Here is an 18,611-nt window from a genome sequence, read left to right as displayed (position 1 = left end):
TTTAGTTGACGACCGTGTAGTCAGCGGGGCGCGAGGCGGAGAGCACAAGGTCGGCATTGGGTATGTCGTTCGATAGGGCACGCTGCTGTGCCGAGCCGACATTGTAGCCATAGCCCAGCCACCGCTGCACGAGGCGGTTTTCCATTTCGACACGATCCACCTGCAGGAATACCGTGAGGTCGAACAGCGGAGCCAGCCGGTCCCAGGGCGACTGGTTCAGAAGAAGATAGTTCCCCTCGACCAGAAGAATGCGCTGATCGCCGCTGACCACGGCAGCGCCCGCCCGGGCGAGATCGAGCTTGCGGTCAAAGAGCGGAATGACGACATTGTCTTCCCCTGCCCTGAGGCGTTTCAACAGCACTTCGAGGCCGGCACAGTCGAAGGTCGGCGGCGATCCCTTGCGCTTGCGCTGGTCGCGCGCATCGAGGATGGCGTTGTCTAGATGGAATCCGTCCATGGGCACCACGACGGCCGCATTGGCCTCGCGCGTGTTGATTGCCGCAGATATAGCGGCGGAAACGGTGGATTTGCCGGCCCCGGGAGGGCCGGCAATGGCAACGATCAAACGTTTGGTTTCGGTGGCGCGGGCCAGAATGGCCGTCACCAGGTCATCGATCGCTATAATCATGGAATGCTATCCGTTGCCGTAACCGTCCGATGGCTCAGGCAAGCCATTTGTCATAATCGGAAACCAGAAGATGCACCGGTGCCTCGTCTTCTTCAATCGAAGAGAAGCGGCCGATCGGCTCGCGGAAGATATTGTCGGTCAGGTCGTCATTGACCGTGGAAACCTCGCCGATCAGGACGTCGCCGCCCTCGCCCCAGAATGCGTGCCAGTTTCCCGGCAGCAGCGTCACGCTTTCGCCCGGCTGCAGCTTCAGCAGGCCGCCGGCCTTCAGCGTGACGATACGCCCGTCCGTTGCCACTTCCACATCCGTCTTCTCGTCGACGCTGCCATCGGCATTCGAGTTGAACAGTTCGAGCACGAGCGTGCCGCCGCCGCGGTTGATGATGTCCTCGGCCTTGACGATATGGCGGTGCATCGGCGAGAGCTGCTTTTCGCGGGAGATCATGATCTTTTCCGCATAGAGCATGCCGCCGCCCTTTTTCAGGTCTGCCTGATTGCCGTTGCGGGTGGTGAAGAGGAACAGGCCGAGTTCATCGAACTTGCCCTGCCCATAGTCGGTGATATCCCAGCCGAGCCTGGCATCGAGAATGGCCCTGGAATCGCTTGACGTGCGGGCCTTCAGCTCTTCCGGCGACCAGTAGGCGAAAGGCGGCATGACATAGCCGAACGAGCGGATGAACTTGTCGCTTTCACGGATGATCGCGTTGACTTCTGAGCGTTTCATTTTTCAATTCTGTCCTTCATGCAGCAAGACTGGCGGGTGGTTCCTTGGCGCCGGTCATGAATGCCACGGCATCCGACATGCTGTATTCCTTCGGGTCGATGACACAAAGGCGTTTGCCAAGCCGGTGAATGTGGATGCGGTCCGCCACTTCGAAAACATGTGGCATATTGTGCGAGATCAGCACAATCGGCAATCCGCGCTTTTTTACATCCTGGATGAGCTCGAGAACGCGGCGTGACTCCTTGACGCCGAGCGCCGCCGTCGGTTCGTCCATGATCACGACCTTGGAGCCGAAGGCGGCCGCGCGCGCCACGGCGACACCCTGCCGCTGGCCGCCGGAGAGCGTTTCCACCGCCTGGCTGATATTCTGAATGGTCATCAGGCCAAGCTCGGTCAGCTTGTCACGGGCCTGCTTTTCCATGGTCTTGCGGTCGAGCATGCGCAGCCAGCTGCCCAGAATACCCGGCTTGCGGATTTCGCGGCCGAGAAACATGTTGTCGGCGATGGAAAGTGCCGGCGACAGGGCAAGGTTCTGATAGACGGTTTCGATCCCGGCATCGCGCGCTTCCATGGGAGAACGGAAATGGATCGGCTTGCCATCGAGCGTGATCTCGCCCTCGTCGGGATGAACCGCACCGGAAATCGCCTTGATCAGCGAGGATTTTCCCGCGCCGTTGTCGCCAATGACGGCGAGGACTTCGCCGGCATAAAGATCGAAATCCGCATGATCGAGCGCGGTGACGCGGCCGTAACGCTTGACCAGGCCGCGGGCGGTGAGAATGGGTTGCGGTGTCATCAGCCTGCTACCTTTCTGATCCACTGATCGATTGCCACGGCCGTGATGATCAGGACGCCGATCATCAGATAGGTCCATTGGACATCCGTGCCGTACATGCGCATGCCGAAGGAGAAGACGCCGACGATCAGCGCGCCGAACAGCATGCCGAGGATGGAGCCGCGTCCGCCGAAGAGCGACATGCCGCCGATAACGACCGCGGTGATGGATTCGATATTGGCGAACTGGCCGACCTGCGGTGACACCGAACCGTTGCGGCCGATCTGGGCCCAACCGGCGAGCGCGCAGATGAAACCGGCCAGCACGTAGACGGAAATCAGCACGCGCTTGGTCCTGACACCCGCCAGTTCCGCCGCTTCCGGATCATCGCCGATCGCATAGAGATGGCGGCCCCAGGCGGTGTGGTTCAGCACGTACCAGAGAATGGCGATCAGAAGGATCATGGCAAACACGCCATAGGTGAAGGTGGCGCTGCCGATCTGGATTTTTTCGCCGAAGAACTGCAGCATGCGCGCCTTCGCTTCGATGTCCTGCGCCCGAATCGTTTCGTTGGCCGAGTAGATATAAGTCGTGGCCAGAAAGATCTGCCAAGTGCCGAGCGTGACGATGAAGGGAGGCAGTTTCACATAGGCAATGAGAATGCCGTTGATGAGACCGCACAATCCGCCGAGGGCCACGCCGCACAGGATGGAAAGTTCGACAGGCAGTCCGTAACGGAAGGTGAACTGGCCCATGACAACCGATGTGAGGACCATGATCGCGCCGACGGAAAGGTCGATACCGGCGGTCAGGATCACCAAGGTCTGGGCGGCGCCGACAATGCCGACGATCGCGACCTGTTGCAGGATCAGCGACAGGGCAAAGGGTGTGAAAAAGCGCGAACCGACAATAATGGCGAAAACCGCCAGCGACAGAACGAGAACGATCAGCGGTACCGCTGCCGGGCTCGAATGAAGAAAATGGCGCGTCCGCTCGACCAGGCTCTTCTGCTCGCCGTCGAAACTGGCGATGGCCGTGGCGCTCTGTGTCAGAACGCGCTCGAATTCCTGTTTGGGTTGTGATCCCGGATTGGCTTCGTTCATGGGTTGGTTCCCCCAAAATTTGCGCAGCTCAGAGAGGACGGTTTTACACCGTCCTCTCGCTGTTTGCTGGCTTTTCTGTCAAATCAGGGCGCGATCAGCCCCAGCACTTGGCAAGGCCGCTTTTCACGTCGATGGACTCGACGCCCTTGACCGGCTTGTCCGTCACCAGGGAAACGCCCGTATCAAAGAAGCTCTTGCCTGCCGTCGGCTTCGGCTTTTCGCCGGTATCGGCGAACTTCTTGATTGCCTCGATGCCGAGCGAAGCCATCATCAGCGGATACTGCTGCGAGGTTGCGCCGATGATGCCGGCTTCGACATTCTTCACGCCCGGGCAGCCGCCGTCGATGGACACGAGAAGGACGCCCTTGTCCTTGCCGAATGCCTTCAGTGCTTCGTAAGCACCGGCCGCGGCCGGTTCATTGATCGTATGAACGACGTTGATGCCAGGATCTTTCTGCAGAAGGTTTTCCATCGCCTTGCGGCCGCCTTCTTCATTGCCGTTGGTAACGTCATGGCCGACAATGCGCGGGTCTGTTTCGTCGCCGATCTTGTTGATGTCGACCACGTCAATGCCAAAGCCCTTCATGAAACCCTGGTCGCGCAGCACATCGACCGACGGCTGCGAGGGTGTCAGGTCAAGGAAGGCAATTTTTGCATCCTTGGCCTTGTCGCCCAACGTTTCAGCGGCCCACTTGCCGACGAGTTCGCCTGCCAGAAGATTGTCCGTGGCAAATGTTGCGTCTGCCGCATCGATCGGATCAAGCGGTGTATCGAGTGCAATGACGAGGACGCCGGCAGCGCGGGCCTGCTTGACCGACGAAACAATGCCGGCCGTGTCGGATGCGGTGATCAGGATGCCCTTGGCACCATCGGCGATGCAGGTTTCAATGGCGGCCACCTGGCTTTCGCTGTCGCCGTCGATCTTGCCGGCATAGGTTTTGAGGTCGACGCCGAGTTCCTTTGCCTTGGAAACGGCGCCCTCTTTCATTTTGACGAAAAACGGATTGGGGCCGGCCTTGGGGATCAGGCAGCCACCGACGCCTGCAGCCTGTGCCGGAGCGGCAAAGGCGGCGATGGCCACAACGGCGGCACCAAGAATGGTTGATTTCAGATAAATGCTTTTGCGCATGTCACTACCTCCCAGAGTTTGATCGTATTACGACGCGCTGCCGGTGGGCAGCCCTATTTTCGCATGAACACCTCGGACAGTTATCCTCCCGGCCAAGTGCTGCTCTAGGAAATACCAGCCTCGCCAAGCTGTCAACATTAATAAATCACTCTTATTTATTATTGACAGATTTGCCTGATGGCTCCATTGTCGCGCCGATATCAGGGAGGACGTCCTTTTGGGCATCAGACTATCGGAGCGCCACGGTCCGGGAGGAACACGGCCGCCGCTTCACCAGGGAACAAACCAGAGCGGCATGCGCGACCACAATGAGCGGGTCGTGCTTTCGCTGTTGCGCCAGCATGGCAGCCTTGCCAAAACAGCCATTGCGCGGATGACAGGACTTTCGGCGCAGACAATCTCGATCATCATGCGCATGCTGGAAGCCGACGAGTTGCTTTCGCGCGAAGAGCCGCTGCGCGGCCGCATCGGCCAGCCGCTCATTCCCATGTCGCTCAATCCGGAAGGTGCTTTCTTCCTCGGCCTCAAGATCGGGCGGCGCAGCGCGGATCTGGTGCTGATCGATTTTGTCGGGCGTATCCGGTCCATGCTGCATATGCCCTATGCCTATCCGACGCCGGATTCGGTCCTGGCTTTCACCAGGGATGGCATCGCGACGATGCTGGATGGCCTTGACGCGAAGCAGCGTTCGAAGGTTGCCGGTCTTGGCATAGCCGCGCCGTTCGAACTGTGGAAATGGGCCGATACAGTCGGGGCGCCGCAGGAAATCCTCGATCAATGGCGCCAGTCCGATATCAAGGCATCGATTGCCGCCATCTGCGATTTTCCGGTCTATCTGCAGAATGACATCACGGCGGCCTGCGGTGCGGAGCTTGTCTTCGGCGAGACAAAAGACCTCAATGATTTCGTCTATTTCTATATCGGCTCGTTCATCGGCGGCGGTATCGTCATCAATGGCAGCCTCTATGCGGGGCGCAGCGGCAATGCCGGCGCGCTCGGTTCCATGCCGGTGCCCGGTCCCGACGGGACCACGCAGCAGCTGATCGACATTGCATCGATCACCGCGCTGGAGCGCATCGTCACCGGCCTTGGCCGCGACCCCTCCCCGCTGTGGACCTCGCCCGATGATTGGGGCCCGATGGGGGAGGAATTGGACGGTTGGATCGACCGTTCGGGCAAGGCCATTGCGCAGGCTGTGATTGCCGCCGCGTCGGTTGTCGATTTTGAAGCGGCTGTTATCGATGGCTGGATGCCCGCGCACGTGCGTGCGCGGATCGTCGATGCCGTGCGCACCCATGTCGGAACATTCGATCTGGAGGGGATCGAGCTGCCCGTCATTGTCGAAGGCTCGGTCGGCATTCATGCAAGAGCCCTCGGGGCCGCCAGTCTTGCCCTGTCGGACCGGTTCCTCATCGGACAGAAAATATTCAGAAAGGTCGATTGAACGTGCTGATTGGTATTCCGCCCATCCTGGGCCCGGAGCTTCTCGCGACCTTGCGTGCCATGGGCCATGGCGACGAAATCGCGCTGGTCGACGGCAATTACCCGGCGCTGGAACATGCCCGGCGGCTGATCCGGGCCGATGGCCTGCCGCTGATTCCCATCCTCGATGCGATCCTGCAGGTCATGCCGGTGGATGATTTCGTGCCGCACGCGCTGTTCCGCGCAACGGTGAAAGGAAATCCCGATCTCCTCGATCCGGTGCACGAGGAAATGAGCGAAGTTTGCGCGCGCCGCGCCCCCGGATTTTCGCTCTTGCCGCTGGTCGGTGATGCGTTCTACACACGGGTGAAGGATGCCCACACCATCATCGCGACAAGCGAACCAAGGCTTTACGGCAATATCATCGTCCGCAAGGGCGTCATCTATCCATCGAAAGAAACTGACAAATGATCCTATGTTGTGGTGAAGCGCTGATCGACATGTTGCCGCGCGCGAGCGAGGCGGGTGAACCGGCTTTTGCGCCCTATGTCGGCGGCGCGGGTTTCAATACAGCCATTGCCTTGGGCCGCCTCGGCGTGCCGACCGAATTCTATTCCGGCGTTTCCTCGGATTTCTTCGGTCAGATGCTGCGTGAAAGCCTGGCGGCCAACCATGTCGGCACGCGCTACGCGCATATTTCGCCGCAGCCCACGACGCTTGCCTTCGTGCGCCTGACCGACGGCCAGGCCAGCTACACCTTCTACGACGAAAACAGTGCCGGGCGTTCACTCGCCCTCGGCGATCTGCCGGCGCTGGAGGACAATGTCACGACGCTGCAGTTCGGCGCGATCAGCCTCATTCCGGAACCCTGCGGCTCGACCTATGAAGCACTGATGGCGCGCGAGCATGAAAAGCGCGTCATCGTTCTCGACCCCAACATCCGGCCGGGCTTTATCCCCGACAAGGAAAAGCATCTGGCGCGCATGCGCCGCATGATCGCCATGAGCGATATCGTCAAGATTTCCGATGAGGATATGCGCTGGTTCGGTGAGAGCGGCACGATGGAAGAGATTGCACGGCGCTGGATTGTCCCGGCATCGCAGCATGGCCCGAAGCTCATTCTCGTCACCCACGGTGCGGATGGCGTGACCGGCTATACATCCGAGCTGGCGGTGCACGTGGCGGCGCAGAAGGTCGCGGTTGTCGATACGGTCGGCGCCGGCGATACGTTCACGGCGGGCGTCCTGACCTCGCTGCAGGAAGCCGGCCTTCTGGCCAAAGCTGCGCTGACGTCGCTTGAGGAAGAGCAAATCCGCGAGGCCCTGCTGCTCGGTGTCAAGGCGTCTGCGGTCACCGTATCGCGCGCGGGCGCCAACCCGCCCTGGCGGTCTGAACTCTAATTGTTTCGCGCTCTGCAAAACGCCGTTCTGTGACAATCCACAGAACGGCGTTTTACATTGGACACGCGCGTCTTCAATCCAGATCGAACGCAGCGCCGATCAGCGTCTTGGTATAATCGTGCTGCGGCGCATCGAAAATATCGTCGGTCTGGCCTTCCTCGACGATCTTGCCGCTCTTCATCACGATCACATAGTCGGACATCGCCTTGATCACTGCGAGATCGTGACTGATGAAGATATAGGACAGATCGTGCTTGGCCTGCAGGTCGCGCAGCAGTTCGATCACCTGCCCCTGCACAGACCGGTCGAGCGCCGAGGTCGGTTCATCGAGAATGACGACCTTCGGCTTGAGGATCATGGCGCGCGCGATGGCGATGCGTTGCCGCTGTCCCCCGGAAAACTCATGCGGATAGCGATTGCGTGCACCCGGATCGAGCCCCACTTCCTTGAGTGCCGCAATGGCCCGCTTGTCGCGGTCGGCGCGCGACAGTTGCGGCTCGTGGATGAGCAGGCCTTCGGTGATGATTTCACCCACTGTCTGGCGCGGCGAAAGCGAGCCGTAGGGATCCTGGAACACCAGCTGCAATTCCCGGCGCAGCGGCCGCATGGCAGCGCGATCAAAGCCGGAAATATTTTTGTTTTCAAAATGATACTGGCCATTGCTCGGCAGAAGCCGCAGGAGTGCCCGGCCGAGCGTTGACTTTCCGGAGCCGGATTCACCGACAATGCCGATGGTTTGCCGCTGCTTGAGCCGGACCGTTACACCGTCCACGGCGCGAAAGCGCGTGTGTGCGCTGGTGAAGAAACCGCCGCCAATGGCGAAGTCAACCGTGACATTGCGCCCTTCCAGCATGATCGGCGCCTTGTCTTCCGGCGCCGACTTGCTGCCGCTGGGCTCCGCGGCCAGCAACATCTTGGTATAGTCTTCCTGCGGGCGTTCAAAGATGTCCTTGATTGTCCCTTTTTCGACGACCTCGCCGCGCCGCATGACAACCACGCGCTCGGCAAAATGTTTGACCACGCCAAGATCATGGGTAATCAGCACGATGGCCATGCCGAACCGCTTCTGCAAATCGCGCAGGAGATCAAGAATCTGGGCCTGGATCGTCACGTCGAGCGCGGTGGTCGGCTCATCGGCAATCAGAAGATCCGGTTCGTTGGCAAGCGCCATGGCGATCATGACGCGCTGACGCTGACCGCCGGACATTTCGTGCGGGTAGCTGTTGATACGCCGTTCCGGTTCGGGAATGCCGACAAGCTTCAACAGTTCGAGCACGCGCACCTTCGCCTGCTTGAAGCTGACACCCTTGTGGTGGACGATGGGCTCGGCAATCTGTCGCCCGATCGTGTAAAGCGGGTCGAGCGAGGTCATGGGCTCCTGGAAAATCATGGTGATTTTCGAGCCGCGCACCTCGTTGAGCGCCTTGGTCGACAGGCCGACCAGTTCCTTGCCGCGATATTTTGCCGAGCCGGCCACGCGGCCGTTCTGCGCCAGGAGACCCATGATGCCCATCATGGTCTGGCTCTTGCCGGAGCCGGATTCACCAACGACGGCCAGCGTTTCGCCGGGAAGAACATCGAGATCGATGCCCTTGACGGCATTGACATCGCCGTCCGGCGTGGTGAAGTCGACTTTCAGTCCGCGCACGGACAATACTGCATCTTTGTTGTCCGTCATTTCAGCGGTCCTTCGGGTCGAGTGCATCACGCAGGCCGTCACCGATGAAGTTCAGCGAGAACAGGGTGACGACAAAGAAAATGGCAGGGAAAATCAGCAGCCATGGTGCAGATTGCATCTTGTTTGCACCTTCGGAAATCAGTGCCCCCCAACTGGTCAGCGGCGCCTGAACACCGAGACCGAGGAAGGACAGGAAGCTTTCCAGAAGGATGACTTTCGGAACCACGACCGTGACGAAGACGATGACGGGACCAATCGTATTGGGAATGATGTGCCGGCGGATGATCTGCCAGTCGGTCAACCCCAGGGCCTGTGCCGCGCCGATGAATTCGCGTCGTTTCAGGGCAAGGGTCTGACCGCGCACAATGCGTGCCATATCAAGCCATTCCACGGCACCGATCACCAGAAAGATCAGGATAAAACTGCGCCCGAAGAAGACGACGAGCACCACGACGAGAAACACGAACGGCAGGGAATAGAGAATCTCGATCAGGCGCATCATCACATTGTCGACGCGCCCGCCGATGTAACCGGAGATGGCGCCGTAGGTTACGCCGACAGCCAGTGAAACAAGACTGGCAAGGAACCCGACGGCCAGCGAAATCTGCCCGCCAAGCATGATGCGGGCCAGCATGTCGCGGCCGTTGGCGTCGGTGCCGAAGAAGAAGTATTCGCGATTGACATTGCCCGACAGCTTGAGGGTTTTGCCATCGTCTTCCGTGGCCGCCACCTTCGTACCCTGAAACTCGTTTGCCCGGTCGAAATAGCGGGTCGCCCGCGGATCGATTGGCTGGTCCGAATGAATGGTTGCGGTGAAGGTGTTGCCGTCGACGGCAAATTCCTTCAGCTGCACCCGGGCACGGCTTGCCACGCCTGCCATCACGTCGCCGAGGGTATCGGCCTTCGGCAAGGCTTCAAGGCTCGGCGGGATGGTGACGTAGGACGGGAATACCTGATCGTAGGTATGACTGAGGAAATAGGGTCCGAAGAAGGAAAACAGGGTGATGAAGAACAGCACCACGCAGCCGGCCATCGCCGCACGGTTGCGGCGGAAGCGGAGCGTTGCCAGCTGAAACAGGCTGCGCCCCTGGGTTTCCTTCTCGGGGATGTTTGTTGTTGATATATCAGTCATGGCGAACCCTCGGATCAAGAAGGCCGTACAGAATATCGACCACAAGATTGAAAACGATGACGAAAATCGCCACGAGAACGACCGTTCCCATCACGAGCGTGTAATCGCGATTGATGGCGCCCAGCACGAAGTAGCGGCCGACGCCGGGAATGGTGAAGATGGTTTCGACCACGGCGGAACCGGTCAGCAGCGCGGCGGCGCAAGGCGCGAGATAGGAGACAACCGGCAGGAGTGCCCCGCGCATCGCGTGGGTGATGACGACGGTCCTTGGCGGCAATCCGTAGGCGCGCGCCGTGCGGATGTGATCGGTATGCAGGCCTTCGATCATCGAGCCGCGTGTGAGACGGGCAAAGACGGCCAGCTGCGGCAGCGCCAGCGCAATCATCGGCAATATCAGGAAGCGCCACGATCCGTCACCCCAGCCACCCGCGGGCAAAAGGGACAACAGCACCGCGAAAATCAATGTGAGCACCGGGCCCACGACGAAATTGGGTACCGTCACGCCGATTGTCGCGACGGACATGATGAGGAAATCGAGGAAACTGTTCTGGCGCAAAGCCGCGATCGTCCCGACAATGACCCCGCCGAAGAGTGCAAGGAGCAAGGCATAGAATCCAAGCTCTACCGAGTAAGGCAGGCCCTTGCCGATCAGCTCGGCAATCGTGTTGTCCTTGTAGATGTAGCTCGGGCCGAAATCGCCGGTCACTGCATTCTTGAGATATTGCAGATACTGGTTCCAGAGCGGCTGATCGAGATGGTAGGCCTTCATCAGGTTTTCCATCGTCGCCGGCGGCAGCGGTCTTTCAAGGTTGAAGGGGCCGCCCGGTGCAAACCGCATCAGGAAGAACGAAATGGTGACGACAATGAACAATGTCGGCACTGCACTCGCCAGTCGGCGAAGGACGAAATGAAACATGGAGATATACTCTCTCTTCTGTGCAGCTTTCGCAGCAGCTGCACCCACTCACTCAATTAGACCGTTGCGTTCAACCCGCTCATTGTTCCGCAAGGCTCAGATATTTACTCAGATGGTCGTTGGTGCCGTTGTCCTTCCAGCCCGTGACGCGGTTGGACACGAGCCAGAGCTGCCCGAAATTCATCATGGGCGCGACGGGCTGTTCCTGCAGGACCAGTGCTTCGGCTTCATGCAGAATCTTGGCGCGGGCCGCGGGGTCTTTTTCGTTGTAGGATTTCTTGACCAGGGCATCGAAGTCCGGATTGTTCCAGCGACCATAATTGAAGGTGGTGTTGGTGCTCAGATTGATCACCATGAAGTTCTCGGCATCGGCATAATCCGCGGTCCAGCCGGCCCGCGCCACGTTGAACTTGCCGCCCTCCTTCAGATAGGCGTAATGGGCGCTGATATCGTTCTGCAGCAGGGTCACATTGGCGTCGAAGGCCTTTTTCCACATATCGGCAACGGCGATGGCGACCCGTTCGTGATTGGGATTGGTGTTGTAGCGGATCTCGATGGTGAGCGGCTTGCCGCCCGCGCCATAGCCCGCCTCCTTCATCAGCGCGACCGCCTTGTCGTCGCGGTCGAGCTGCGACATGTCGGCAAAATCGGGCTTGGCCGGTTCACCGTAATTGGCAATGCCAAGCGGCACGAGCGAATAGGCCGGCAGCTGCGCACCCTTGTAGATTTCCTTCGACAGGAAATCGCGGTCGATCGCCATGGACAGCGCCCGGCGCACGCGCACGTCGCTGAACGGTTCGACGCGGGTGTCGAAGGAATAGAAATAGGTCGACAGCGCCGGGGTGATGCGCACCTGATCGCCCATGGATGCACGCAGGCGCTCGATCTGGTCGGCCGAGAAATTGTAGACGAGGTCCATTTCCCTGGCCTCGAAACGGCGCACGGCGGCGGCCTGATCCTCGGTCGGGTAGAAGATGACCTTGTCGAGTTTCACATCGCCGGCACCCCAGTAATCCGGGTTCCTGGCGGCGGTCAGATGATCGTTCTGCACGTGTTCGACAAGCTCGAAGGCGCCGTTGGAGACCAGTTTGCCCGGCTTGATGAACTCGGCGCCGTTCTTTTCAAGGCTTGCCCTGTTGACTGGCAGGGCGGTCTGGTGCGCCAGCAGTTCGACGAAGAACGGCGTGGCGCGCTCCAGGGTGATTTCGAGCGTCTTGGCATCAATCGCCTTCATGCCGATCTGGTCGACGGGCAGCTCGCCCTTGTTGATCTTCTCAGCATTCTTGATGGGGTAGAGCATGTTGGCGTAGCCGGCGGCCGTCTTCGGCTCTTCGACACGCTTGAAGGAGAAAATGAAATCGTCCGCGGTGACGGGCGAGCCGTCCGACCAGTTGGCATTGGCGCGGATCTTGAAGGTATAGACCGTGCCGTCGTCGGAGACAGTCCAGCTCTCGGCCGCGCCCGGCACGATCTTGCCGGCGGGGTCATAGCTGGTCAGACCTTCATAGAGGTCTTTCAGGATGAATGCCTCGATCTCCAGCGAGGTCTGGGACGGATCCAGCGTTTGCGGCTCGCCGGAATTGCCGCGGTGCAGCACCGCTTCGGCAAGCGCCGGGCCTGCCGCCAGCACAAGCGAACCGGCAAGCAGGGCGGCGGTCATATTCAACTTCGCAAACGTCATCTGGCTGTTCCCTCGCCGTTTACTGGTCGGTGTTTGACATGAAATGGCAATATCCATCCGTTCACGGTCCTGTCGAAAGGGCCGTGCCGGGTCATGTCTGTTTGTCGATTTGCGGTCGGTAAGTGGCGCATAACGAGCCGGGCAAAAGCGTGACGCGCAACCCGCGGGTGCGGGTTGCGCGTCAGACTTTGCTATTCAACGCTGAGATATTTGCTCAGGTGCTCGTTGTTGGCGTTGTCACCCCAGCCCTTGACCTTGTCGGCCACGAGCCAGAGGTTCGCATCATTCATCAGCGGCGCGATCGGCTGGTCGCGCATGATCAATGCTTCTGCCTGGTGCAGGATCTTGGCGCGTTCCGCAGGATTGCGCTCTTCGTAGGACTTCTTCATCAGTGCATCAAATTCGGGATTGGAATAATGCCCGTAATTGAAGGTCTTGTTGGTGCTGACATTGAGGTTCAGGAAGTTTTCCGGATCGGCATAGTCCGCCGTCCAGCCGGCGCGGGCAACGTTGAATTTGCCGCCTTCCTGCAGGTAGGCATAGTGCGATGAAATATCGAGGTTCATCAGCGTGACCTTGGCGCCGAAGGCCTTTTTCCACATGTCGGCAACAGCCGTCGCCACACGCTCGTGGTTCGGGTTGGTGTTGTAGCGGATCTCGATGGTGAGCGGCTTGCCGCCTTCGCCATAGCCCGCTTCCTTCATCAGCTTGAGCGCTTCATCTTCACGGTCAAGCTGCGACTTGTCGGCAAAATCGGCCTTGGACGGTTCGCCGTAGTTTTCCATGCCCGGAGGAACCAGGGAGTAAACCGGCAGTTTGGTACCGTTGTAGATGTCCTTGGCAAGGAAATCGCGATCGACGGCCATCGAAAGGGCACGGCGCACACGCACATCGTTGAACGGTTCGGTGCGCGTATCGAAGGGGTAGTAGTAGGTTGCCATGGCCGGGGTCACGTGGACCTGCTTGGCATTGGCGGCGCGCATGCGCTCGATCTGGTCGGAGGAGAAGTTGTAGACGAGGTCCAGTTCACCGGCTTCGTATCGTCGGACGGCTGCGGCCTGGTCTTCCAGGGGATAGAAGATGACCTTGTCGAGCTTGACGTTCGCCGCGTCCCAGTAATGTTCGTTCTTGGCAACGGTCAGATGGTCGTTCGGCACGTGCTCAAGCAGCTTGAATGCGCCATTGCCCACCAGTTTGCCCGGTTTGACGAAATCGGCGCCATTCTTTTCGAAGCTGGCCTTGTTGATCGGCAGCGCAGTCTGGTGCGACAGCAGTTCGATGAAGAAAGGGGTCGGACGTTCGAGCGTGATTTCCAGCGTCTTGGCATCGATGGCCTTTACGCCGAGTTCTTCCACCTTGGCCTTGCTCTTGTTGACGGCTTCGGCATTCTTGATGGGATAAAGGATATTGGCGTAGCCAGCAGCTGTCTTCGGGTCTTCGACGCGGCGCATCGAGAAGACAAAATCTTCCGCCGTTACCGGCGTGCCATCCGACCAGTTCGCATTGTCGCGCAGCTTGAACGTGTAGACGGTGCCGTCATCGGAAACCTTCCAGCTTTCCGCGGTGCCCGGTACAATCTTGCCCATGGCGTCATAGATCGTCAGGCCCTCGTAAAGATCCTTGACGATGAATGCTTCGATATCGATCGAGGTCTGTGACTGATCAAGGGTCTGCGGTTCGCCGCTGTTGCCGCGATGCAGCACGGCTTCTGCCAGTGCCGGGCTTGCGCCGATCATCAGCGATCCAAGCAGCAGCGCCGCGCGGAGGTTGAGTTTCATAAATGACATTTTTTGGTCCTTCCCCTTTGAAGAATTATGAAGGCATGAACAAAAGCCAAAATTTTGCCAAACGCAAGCCGTCGATTCTGCGAATTATGCGAAATATGCGAGTCGACGAAACGACCTAAATCGAGTTAAACTCAGGACAGAGCAGCATTTTCAGGCTGTTTGGCCTGCAAGCAAATTTTACGGAAACGTCAAAAAAATTGTGCACGATGTGGACCATCGGGCCCATTCTCGTCACTTTTTGCTCCAAAATCGCCGCTCTGGCGCGTTTCACGGTGTCTGTTTTGATATTTTTCCCCGAAATGGAAATCTGGTTAGTAAAGCCTTTCCGGCACCGTGCGGGTGCCCGCGCAGACGATGAGCGCTCGCAGCCCCGTGCCCGGTCAAGGGTCGAGGACCATTGTCGCCCATTGTTGTTGCCACACCGCGCAATACCCCCAATTTTATCCTTGGACAGCCGGACAAGAATAGGTCTTAAGCGGGTGGTGATTTGCTGATCGAGAAAATCCTGTATGCTGCAGTGCCCCGCCCCTTGAACATCAGCCTAGGGTCAGAACTCATTGATCTGGCCTCATACCATTTCAACCAGATCAATGAGTTCTGACCCTGACATCCCCGGTGAACAACAGGTAAACGTGCATGACAGCTCTCGTCATTCTTACTATCGCAGCTGTCGCGCTCTGCGGCGTGATGGCCTGTGCCTTTCTTGTGCAGCGCCAGACCGGGAACAGCGGCTGGGCGGATGCCTTCTGGTCGTTCGGTGTCGGGGCAATCGGCATTCTTTCCATCCTGTTTTCCAGCGATATGGTCTCGCCGGCCCGAAAATGGCTGGTGATTGTCCTGCTTGCGCTATGGTCGCTGCGGCTGGGCGGGCATATTCTGCTGCGCACACTCAACAGCGAGGATGATCCGCGCTACGCGCGGTTGCGCAGGCAATGGGGTGCCTCTGCCAATTCGCAGATGTTCTTCTTTCTGCAAACGCAGGCCTTTGCCGGCATTCTCCTTGTCATCAGCGTTTACATTGCCGCCGCCCGGCCGGATGTCGAGCTGGAATTTCCCGATTATCTCGGGCTCGTGGTGGCGCTTGCTGCGCTTGCCGGCGAAGCGATTGCGGACTGGCAGCTCAAGCGGTTTTCGCGAAACCCGGCCAATCGCGGCAAGATCTGCGATACGGGTTTCTGGCGCTGGTCACGCCATCCGAATTACTTCTTCGAATGGCTGGGCTGGGTAGCCTATGTGCTGATCGCTGCGGATTTCGACGGCGACTACGTGCATGGATGGCTCACGCTTGCCGCGCCGGTTCTGATGTATGTGCTGCTGCGCCACGTCTCCGGCGTCCCGCCGCTGGAGGAGCACATGCTCGCCTCGCGCGGCCAGGCTTTCCGGGACTATCAACGGCGCACGAGCATCTTCTTTCCCAAGCCGCCTCAAGAATAAGGTGAGAAAACAGGTATTAACCTATTGAAGTATGGATAATATCCATCGTGTCAATCGGTGGCATCGGAATCGCGCAAAAGGGCTTCCAGGGTTTCCAGCCTGTCCGCCTCGATCGGCGGTTTGTCCCAGCGCAGACGGGCGATGCGGGGAAAGCGCATGGCGACGCCGGATTTGTGCCGTTTCGACCGGTTCAATCCTTCGAAGGCCACTTCAAGCACAAGGCCATGACCCGGCTCCGCCCGCACGGAACGCACCGGCCCGAAGCGTTCGGTGGTGTTGTTGCGCACATAGGCGTCGAGCTGTTTCAACTCTTCGTCGGTAAAGCCGAAATAGGCCTTGCCCACCGGCACCAGATGCGGGTCGTCTTCCGGGCCGGTCCACACGGCAAATGTATAATCCGAGTAGAAGCTTGATCGCTTGCCATGACCGCGCTGGGCATAGACAAGCACGGCATCGATGGTGAAGGGATCGCGTTTCCACTTGAACCACGGTCCCTTCGGGCGTCCGGGCACGTAGGTAGAACCCCACTGTTTCAGCATCAGCCCTTCGATAACGGGGTGCGGCGGGTTCCGGCGCAGCGCGACAAGGTCTTCGAAGGTGGAATACGGCACGAGAGGCGACAGATCGAAACGTGTGGAATCAAGATCGGAGACAAAGCGCTCAAGCCTTTGCCTCCGTTCAGCAAAAGGCAAAGTCCGGATGTCTTCGTCGCCGTCAATCAGCAGATCGTACAGCCGCACGAATGCCGGATGGCTTTCCATCTGCCTGGCCGAGACCGCTTTCCGGTTGAGCCGCTGCTGCAGATCGCCGAAGGCACCGATTTCGACGCTTTCGGCCGTGCTGCGGGCAACGAGCAGTTCACCGTCCAGCGTTCCCGCGAAATGCATGGCATCGGCAATATCGGGAAAAGCGTGGGAGATGTCGTCACCCGTCCGCGAATAGATGCGCCGCTGGCCGGCTTCAGCCGTCAACTGCACGCGGCTGCCGTCCCACTTCCACTCCGCCGCATAATCTTCCGCGACGATCCTGGCGTAATCCGGCTCTTCGAGCGGCGTTGAAAGCATGACAGGCCGAAACGGCGCGGCGGCAAGGCTCGCAGGCTTTTCCGTCTTGCCTTCCAGCCAGGCGAACAGGGATTGATAGGGCGGCTTCAGCCCGTGCCAGAGCTCCTCGATCTCGCCGACATCCACTGCGCCGAAATCCGCAAGTGCCTGCTTGGCCAGTCGTGCCGAAACGCCGATGCGCAGGCCGCCAGTCACCAGTTTCAGCAGGGCGTAGCGGGCCGATGCATCCAGCTGGTCGAGCCATTTCTCCACGAGCCTGATGGCGTCGCTGCGCGAGGCGCGCGCGAGCGAGGCAACGACGTCGCCAAGGGTGGGAATGGCGTTGACACGCGATGGCTCTTTGGCTGACCAGACCAGGGAAATCGTTTCAGCGAGATCGCCGACATAGTCATAGGAATAGGCAAAAAGCTGCTCGTCCATACGCTCGGCGACGAGCGCGCGCAGCATGGCTGGTTTGACATTGGCGATGTCGAGATCGCGCGTGATGGCGGCAAGGGCAAGGCCGCGGTCGGGGTCCGGCGTCTGCCGGAAATAATCGACGAGCAGCCTGATCTTGCCGTTGCGCTGCGGCGTGAGCACCAACCTGTCGAGAAGGGCGGCGAACTCGCGCATCAGTCCCCCTCGTCTTCATAGCCGACGAGATGCAGCGGCCGTGCGGCAAACCCATTGAGATCGCACCATCGGACAAGCGCCTCCTCGCGGCCGTGGGTCACCCAGATCTGCGATGGGGCCAGTTCCCTGATCGTACCGGTCAGCTCATCCCAATCGCAGTGATCGGACAGGATGATCGGCAGTTCCACGCCCTGCTGGCGCGCGCGCTGGCGGATGCGCATCCAGCCCGAGGCAAAGCATGAAACAGGATCGGGGAAGCGCCGGGCCCAGCGGTCCTGAAAGGAGGAAGGCGGTCCGACAACGACACTGCCGGCAAAATCCTGTGGCGCACCTGTTTCCAACGTCGCCGGGGACAGGGGGCCAAGATCGATGCCCTGCGACTGGTAATAGTCGCAGAGTTTTGTCAGTGCGCCGTGGATGTAGATCGTCCTGTCATAGCCGGCATCGCGCAGCATGCGGATGACCCGCTGCGCCTTGCCCAGCGCATAGGCGCCGACAAGATGCGAGCGCTCGGGAAATTGCGCGATGGACTTTATCAGTTTGGCAATTTCGTCCCTGGCATCGGGATGCCGGAACACCGGCAGGGCGAAGGTCGCCTCGGTTATGAACACGTCGCAGGGAACGGGTTCAAACCCGATGCAGGTGGGATCCGCCGCCCGCTTGTAGTCACCCGAACAGACGATGCGCATGCCATCCTTCTCGACGGCAATCTGTGCCGATCCCAGAACGTGACCCGCCGGGTGAAAGCTGACCTTGACGCCATTGATGTCGCTGACGGTTCCAAGCTCCGCCGCCTGCGTCGTTCCGGCAAAATTGTCGCCATAGCGTATCCCCATGATATCGAGTGTCTGCTGGGTTGCCATGACGTGCTGGTGGCCGGGTCTCGCATGATCGGCATGGCCATGGGTGATCAGGGCGCGCTCCACCGGGCTGACGGGATCGATATGGAAATCCCCCGCCGGGGAATAGAGACCCGCTGGCGTTGATCGCAAAAGTGCCTCCGGACGGGTCAGCATTGTTCTTCCACCTTTCTGCACCAACGAAGATAGGCAGCGTTCGGCTCCACTCAAATGCCAAAAACCGCGAAAGAAAACTTGGCGCTTTCCTTGCACACCATTACATTCGC

The 18,611-nt window shown here is 59.5% G+C and carries 16 protein-coding genes; 4 read left to right on the top strand and 12 right to left on the bottom strand.

The window, feature by feature from the left end; genetic code table 11:
- Nucleotide 1 precedes the first annotated feature (1 nt).
- The 5 genes from RDL77_RS19955 to RDL77_RS19935 form a co-directional block, all read right to left on the bottom strand.
- Complete coding sequence (locus tag RDL77_RS19955; protein WP_288194436.1) at nucleotides 2–628, bottom strand: nucleoside triphosphate hydrolase; 627 nt, start codon at nucleotides 626–628, stop codon at nucleotides 2–4.
- 34 nt (nucleotides 629–662) lie between these two features.
- Nucleotides 663–1,352 carry a D-lyxose/D-mannose family sugar isomerase gene (locus tag RDL77_RS19950; RefSeq protein WP_223614605.1) on the bottom strand — a complete coding sequence of 230 codons (690 nt, stop codon included), beginning with the start codon at nucleotides 1,350–1,352 and terminating at the stop codon, nucleotides 663–665.
- 16 nt (nucleotides 1,353–1,368) lie between these two features.
- Nucleotides 1,369–2,148, bottom strand: coding sequence for an ATP-binding cassette domain-containing protein (locus RDL77_RS19945; RefSeq protein WP_223614606.1), 780 nt, complete (start codon nucleotides 2,146–2,148; stop codon nucleotides 1,369–1,371).
- Nucleotides 2,148–3,230, bottom strand: coding sequence for an ABC transporter permease (locus tag RDL77_RS19940; RefSeq protein WP_288194435.1), 1,083 nt, complete (start codon nucleotides 3,228–3,230; stop codon nucleotides 2,148–2,150). Before RDL77_RS19940 ends, RDL77_RS19945 begins: the two co-directional genes overlap by 1 nt.
- Before the next feature lie 94 nt (nucleotides 3,231–3,324).
- Nucleotides 3,325–4,341, bottom strand: coding sequence for a sugar ABC transporter substrate-binding protein (locus RDL77_RS19935; RefSeq protein WP_288194444.1), 1,017 nt, complete (start codon nucleotides 4,339–4,341; stop codon nucleotides 3,325–3,327).
- A gap of 313 nt (nucleotides 4,342–4,654) precedes the next feature.
- Between RDL77_RS19935 and RDL77_RS19930 the strand changes: the two genes are divergently transcribed.
- Genes RDL77_RS19930 through RDL77_RS19920 form a run of 3 tightly spaced genes read left to right on the top strand, consistent with a single transcriptional unit; the run spans nucleotide 4,655 to nucleotide 7,181 of the window.
- Entirely contained in the window at nucleotides 4,655–5,803 is a 1,149-nt protein-coding gene (locus tag RDL77_RS19930; RefSeq protein WP_223614608.1) for an ROK family transcriptional regulator, read from the top strand.
- A 2-nt stretch (nucleotides 5,804–5,805) separates the two neighbouring features.
- Nucleotides 5,806–6,252: an RbsD/FucU family protein gene (locus RDL77_RS19925; protein WP_223614926.1), complete on the top strand. Its 447-nt coding sequence runs from the start codon at nucleotides 5,806–5,808 to the stop codon at nucleotides 6,250–6,252.
- Nucleotides 6,249–7,181, top strand: coding sequence for a carbohydrate kinase (locus RDL77_RS19920; RefSeq protein WP_288194434.1), 933 nt, complete (start codon nucleotides 6,249–6,251; stop codon nucleotides 7,179–7,181). The genes RDL77_RS19925 and RDL77_RS19920 overlap by 4 nt, the downstream gene beginning before the upstream one ends.
- Nucleotides 7,182–7,254: 73 nt before the next feature.
- On the opposite strand, the gene RDL77_RS19915 is transcribed toward RDL77_RS19920, so the two are convergent.
- The 5 genes from RDL77_RS19915 to RDL77_RS19895 all read right to left on the bottom strand — a co-directional run bounded on the left by RDL77_RS19915 (nucleotide 7,255) and on the right by RDL77_RS19895 (nucleotide 14,375).
- Nucleotides 7,255–8,859, bottom strand: coding sequence for an ABC transporter ATP-binding protein (locus RDL77_RS19915; protein ID WP_223614610.1), 1,605 nt, complete (start codon nucleotides 8,857–8,859; stop codon nucleotides 7,255–7,257).
- A gap of 1 nt (nucleotide 8,860) precedes the next feature.
- Nucleotides 8,861–9,991, bottom strand: coding sequence for an ABC transporter permease subunit (locus RDL77_RS19910; RefSeq protein WP_223614611.1), 1,131 nt, complete (start codon nucleotides 9,989–9,991; stop codon nucleotides 8,861–8,863).
- On the bottom strand, nucleotides 9,984–10,907 hold the full coding sequence (gene oppB, locus RDL77_RS19905; RefSeq protein ID WP_105733698.1) for an oligopeptide ABC transporter permease OppB: 924 nt from the start codon (nucleotides 10,905–10,907) through the stop codon (nucleotides 9,984–9,986). The genes RDL77_RS19910 and oppB overlap by 8 nt, the downstream gene beginning before the upstream one ends.
- Nucleotides 10,908–10,986: 79 nt before the next feature.
- The gene (locus RDL77_RS19900) at nucleotides 10,987–12,588 is read right to left on the bottom strand and encodes a peptide ABC transporter substrate-binding protein (RefSeq protein ID WP_288194433.1); all 1,602 of its coding nucleotides are present in this window, start codon (nucleotides 12,586–12,588) and stop codon (nucleotides 10,987–10,989) included.
- A gap of 191 nt (nucleotides 12,589–12,779) precedes the next feature.
- A complete protein-coding gene (locus RDL77_RS19895; RefSeq protein WP_223614613.1) occupies nucleotides 12,780–14,375 on the bottom strand; it encodes a peptide ABC transporter substrate-binding protein in 1,596 nt (531 codons plus the stop codon).
- A gap of 636 nt (nucleotides 14,376–15,011) precedes the next feature.
- Here RDL77_RS19895 and RDL77_RS19890 point away from each other — a divergent pair.
- The gene (locus tag RDL77_RS19890) at nucleotides 15,012–15,809 is read left to right on the top strand and encodes a DUF1295 domain-containing protein (RefSeq protein WP_223614614.1); all 798 of its coding nucleotides are present in this window, start codon (nucleotides 15,012–15,014) and stop codon (nucleotides 15,807–15,809) included.
- 50 nt (nucleotides 15,810–15,859) lie between these two features.
- Here the strand turns inward: RDL77_RS19890 and RDL77_RS19885 are convergent, their stop codons facing one another.
- Nucleotides 15,860–17,485, bottom strand: coding sequence for a cisplatin damage response ATP-dependent DNA ligase (locus tag RDL77_RS19885; protein ID WP_288194432.1), 1,626 nt, complete (start codon nucleotides 17,483–17,485; stop codon nucleotides 15,860–15,862).
- The gene (locus tag RDL77_RS19880; RefSeq protein WP_288194431.1) at nucleotides 17,485–18,501 is read right to left on the bottom strand and encodes a ligase-associated DNA damage response exonuclease; all 1,017 of its coding nucleotides are present in this window, start codon (nucleotides 18,499–18,501) and stop codon (nucleotides 17,485–17,487) included. Before RDL77_RS19880 ends, RDL77_RS19885 begins: the two co-directional genes overlap by 1 nt.
- Between the last annotated feature and the right edge of the window lie 110 nt (nucleotides 18,502–18,611).

The sequence above is a fragment of the uncultured Phyllobacterium sp. genome, assembly GCF_902479695.1.
In the GTDB taxonomy this organism is placed as follows: domain Bacteria; phylum Pseudomonadota; class Alphaproteobacteria; order Rhizobiales; family Rhizobiaceae; genus Phyllobacterium; species Phyllobacterium calauticae.
Note: the sequence above shows the minus strand (reverse complement) of the source record. Positions and strands in the feature narration are given on the sequence as shown.

Bases quoted from the DNA above. Each gene is read 5' to 3' on its own strand.
- RDL77_RS19885 (WP_288194432.1), bottom strand. From the start codon at position 17,485: ATGCGCGAGTTCGCCGCCCTTCTCGACAGGTTGGTGCTCACGCCGCAG.
- RDL77_RS19880 (WP_288194431.1), bottom strand. From the start codon at position 18,501: ATGCTGACCCGTCCGGAGGCACTTTTGCGATCAACGCCAGCGGGTCTC.
- RDL77_RS19890 (WP_223614614.1), top strand. From the start codon at position 15,012: ATGACAGCTCTCGTCATTCTTACTATCGCAGCTGTCGCGCTCTGCGGC.
- RDL77_RS19930 (WP_223614608.1), top strand. From the start codon at position 4,655: ATGCGCGACCACAATGAGCGGGTCGTGCTTTCGCTGTTGCGCCAGCAT.
- RDL77_RS19915 (WP_223614610.1), bottom strand. From the start codon at position 8,859: ATGACGGACAACAAAGATGCAGTATTGTCCGTGCGCGGACTGAAAGTC.
- RDL77_RS19920 (WP_288194434.1), top strand. From the start codon at position 6,249: ATGATCCTATGTTGTGGTGAAGCGCTGATCGACATGTTGCCGCGCGCG.
- RDL77_RS19950 (WP_223614605.1), bottom strand. From the start codon at position 1,352: ATGAAACGCTCAGAAGTCAACGCGATCATCCGTGAAAGCGACAAGTTC.
- RDL77_RS19955 (WP_288194436.1), bottom strand. From the start codon at position 628: ATGATTATAGCGATCGATGACCTGGTGACGGCCATTCTGGCCCGCGCC.
- RDL77_RS19940 (WP_288194435.1), bottom strand. From the start codon at position 3,230: ATGAACGAAGCCAATCCGGGATCACAACCCAAACAGGAATTCGAGCGC.
- RDL77_RS19910 (WP_223614611.1), bottom strand. From the start codon at position 9,991: ATGACTGATATATCAACAACAAACATCCCCGAGAAGGAAACCCAGGGG.
- RDL77_RS19945 (WP_223614606.1), bottom strand. From the start codon at position 2,148: ATGACACCGCAACCCATTCTCACCGCCCGCGGCCTGGTCAAGCGTTAC.
- RDL77_RS19895 (WP_223614613.1), bottom strand. From the start codon at position 14,375: ATGTCATTTATGAAACTCAACCTCCGCGCGGCGCTGCTGCTTGGATCG.
- oppB (WP_105733698.1), bottom strand. From the start codon at position 10,907: ATGTTTCATTTCGTCCTTCGCCGACTGGCGAGTGCAGTGCCGACATTG.
- RDL77_RS19900 (WP_288194433.1), bottom strand. From the start codon at position 12,588: ATGACGTTTGCGAAGTTGAATATGACCGCCGCCCTGCTTGCCGGTTCG.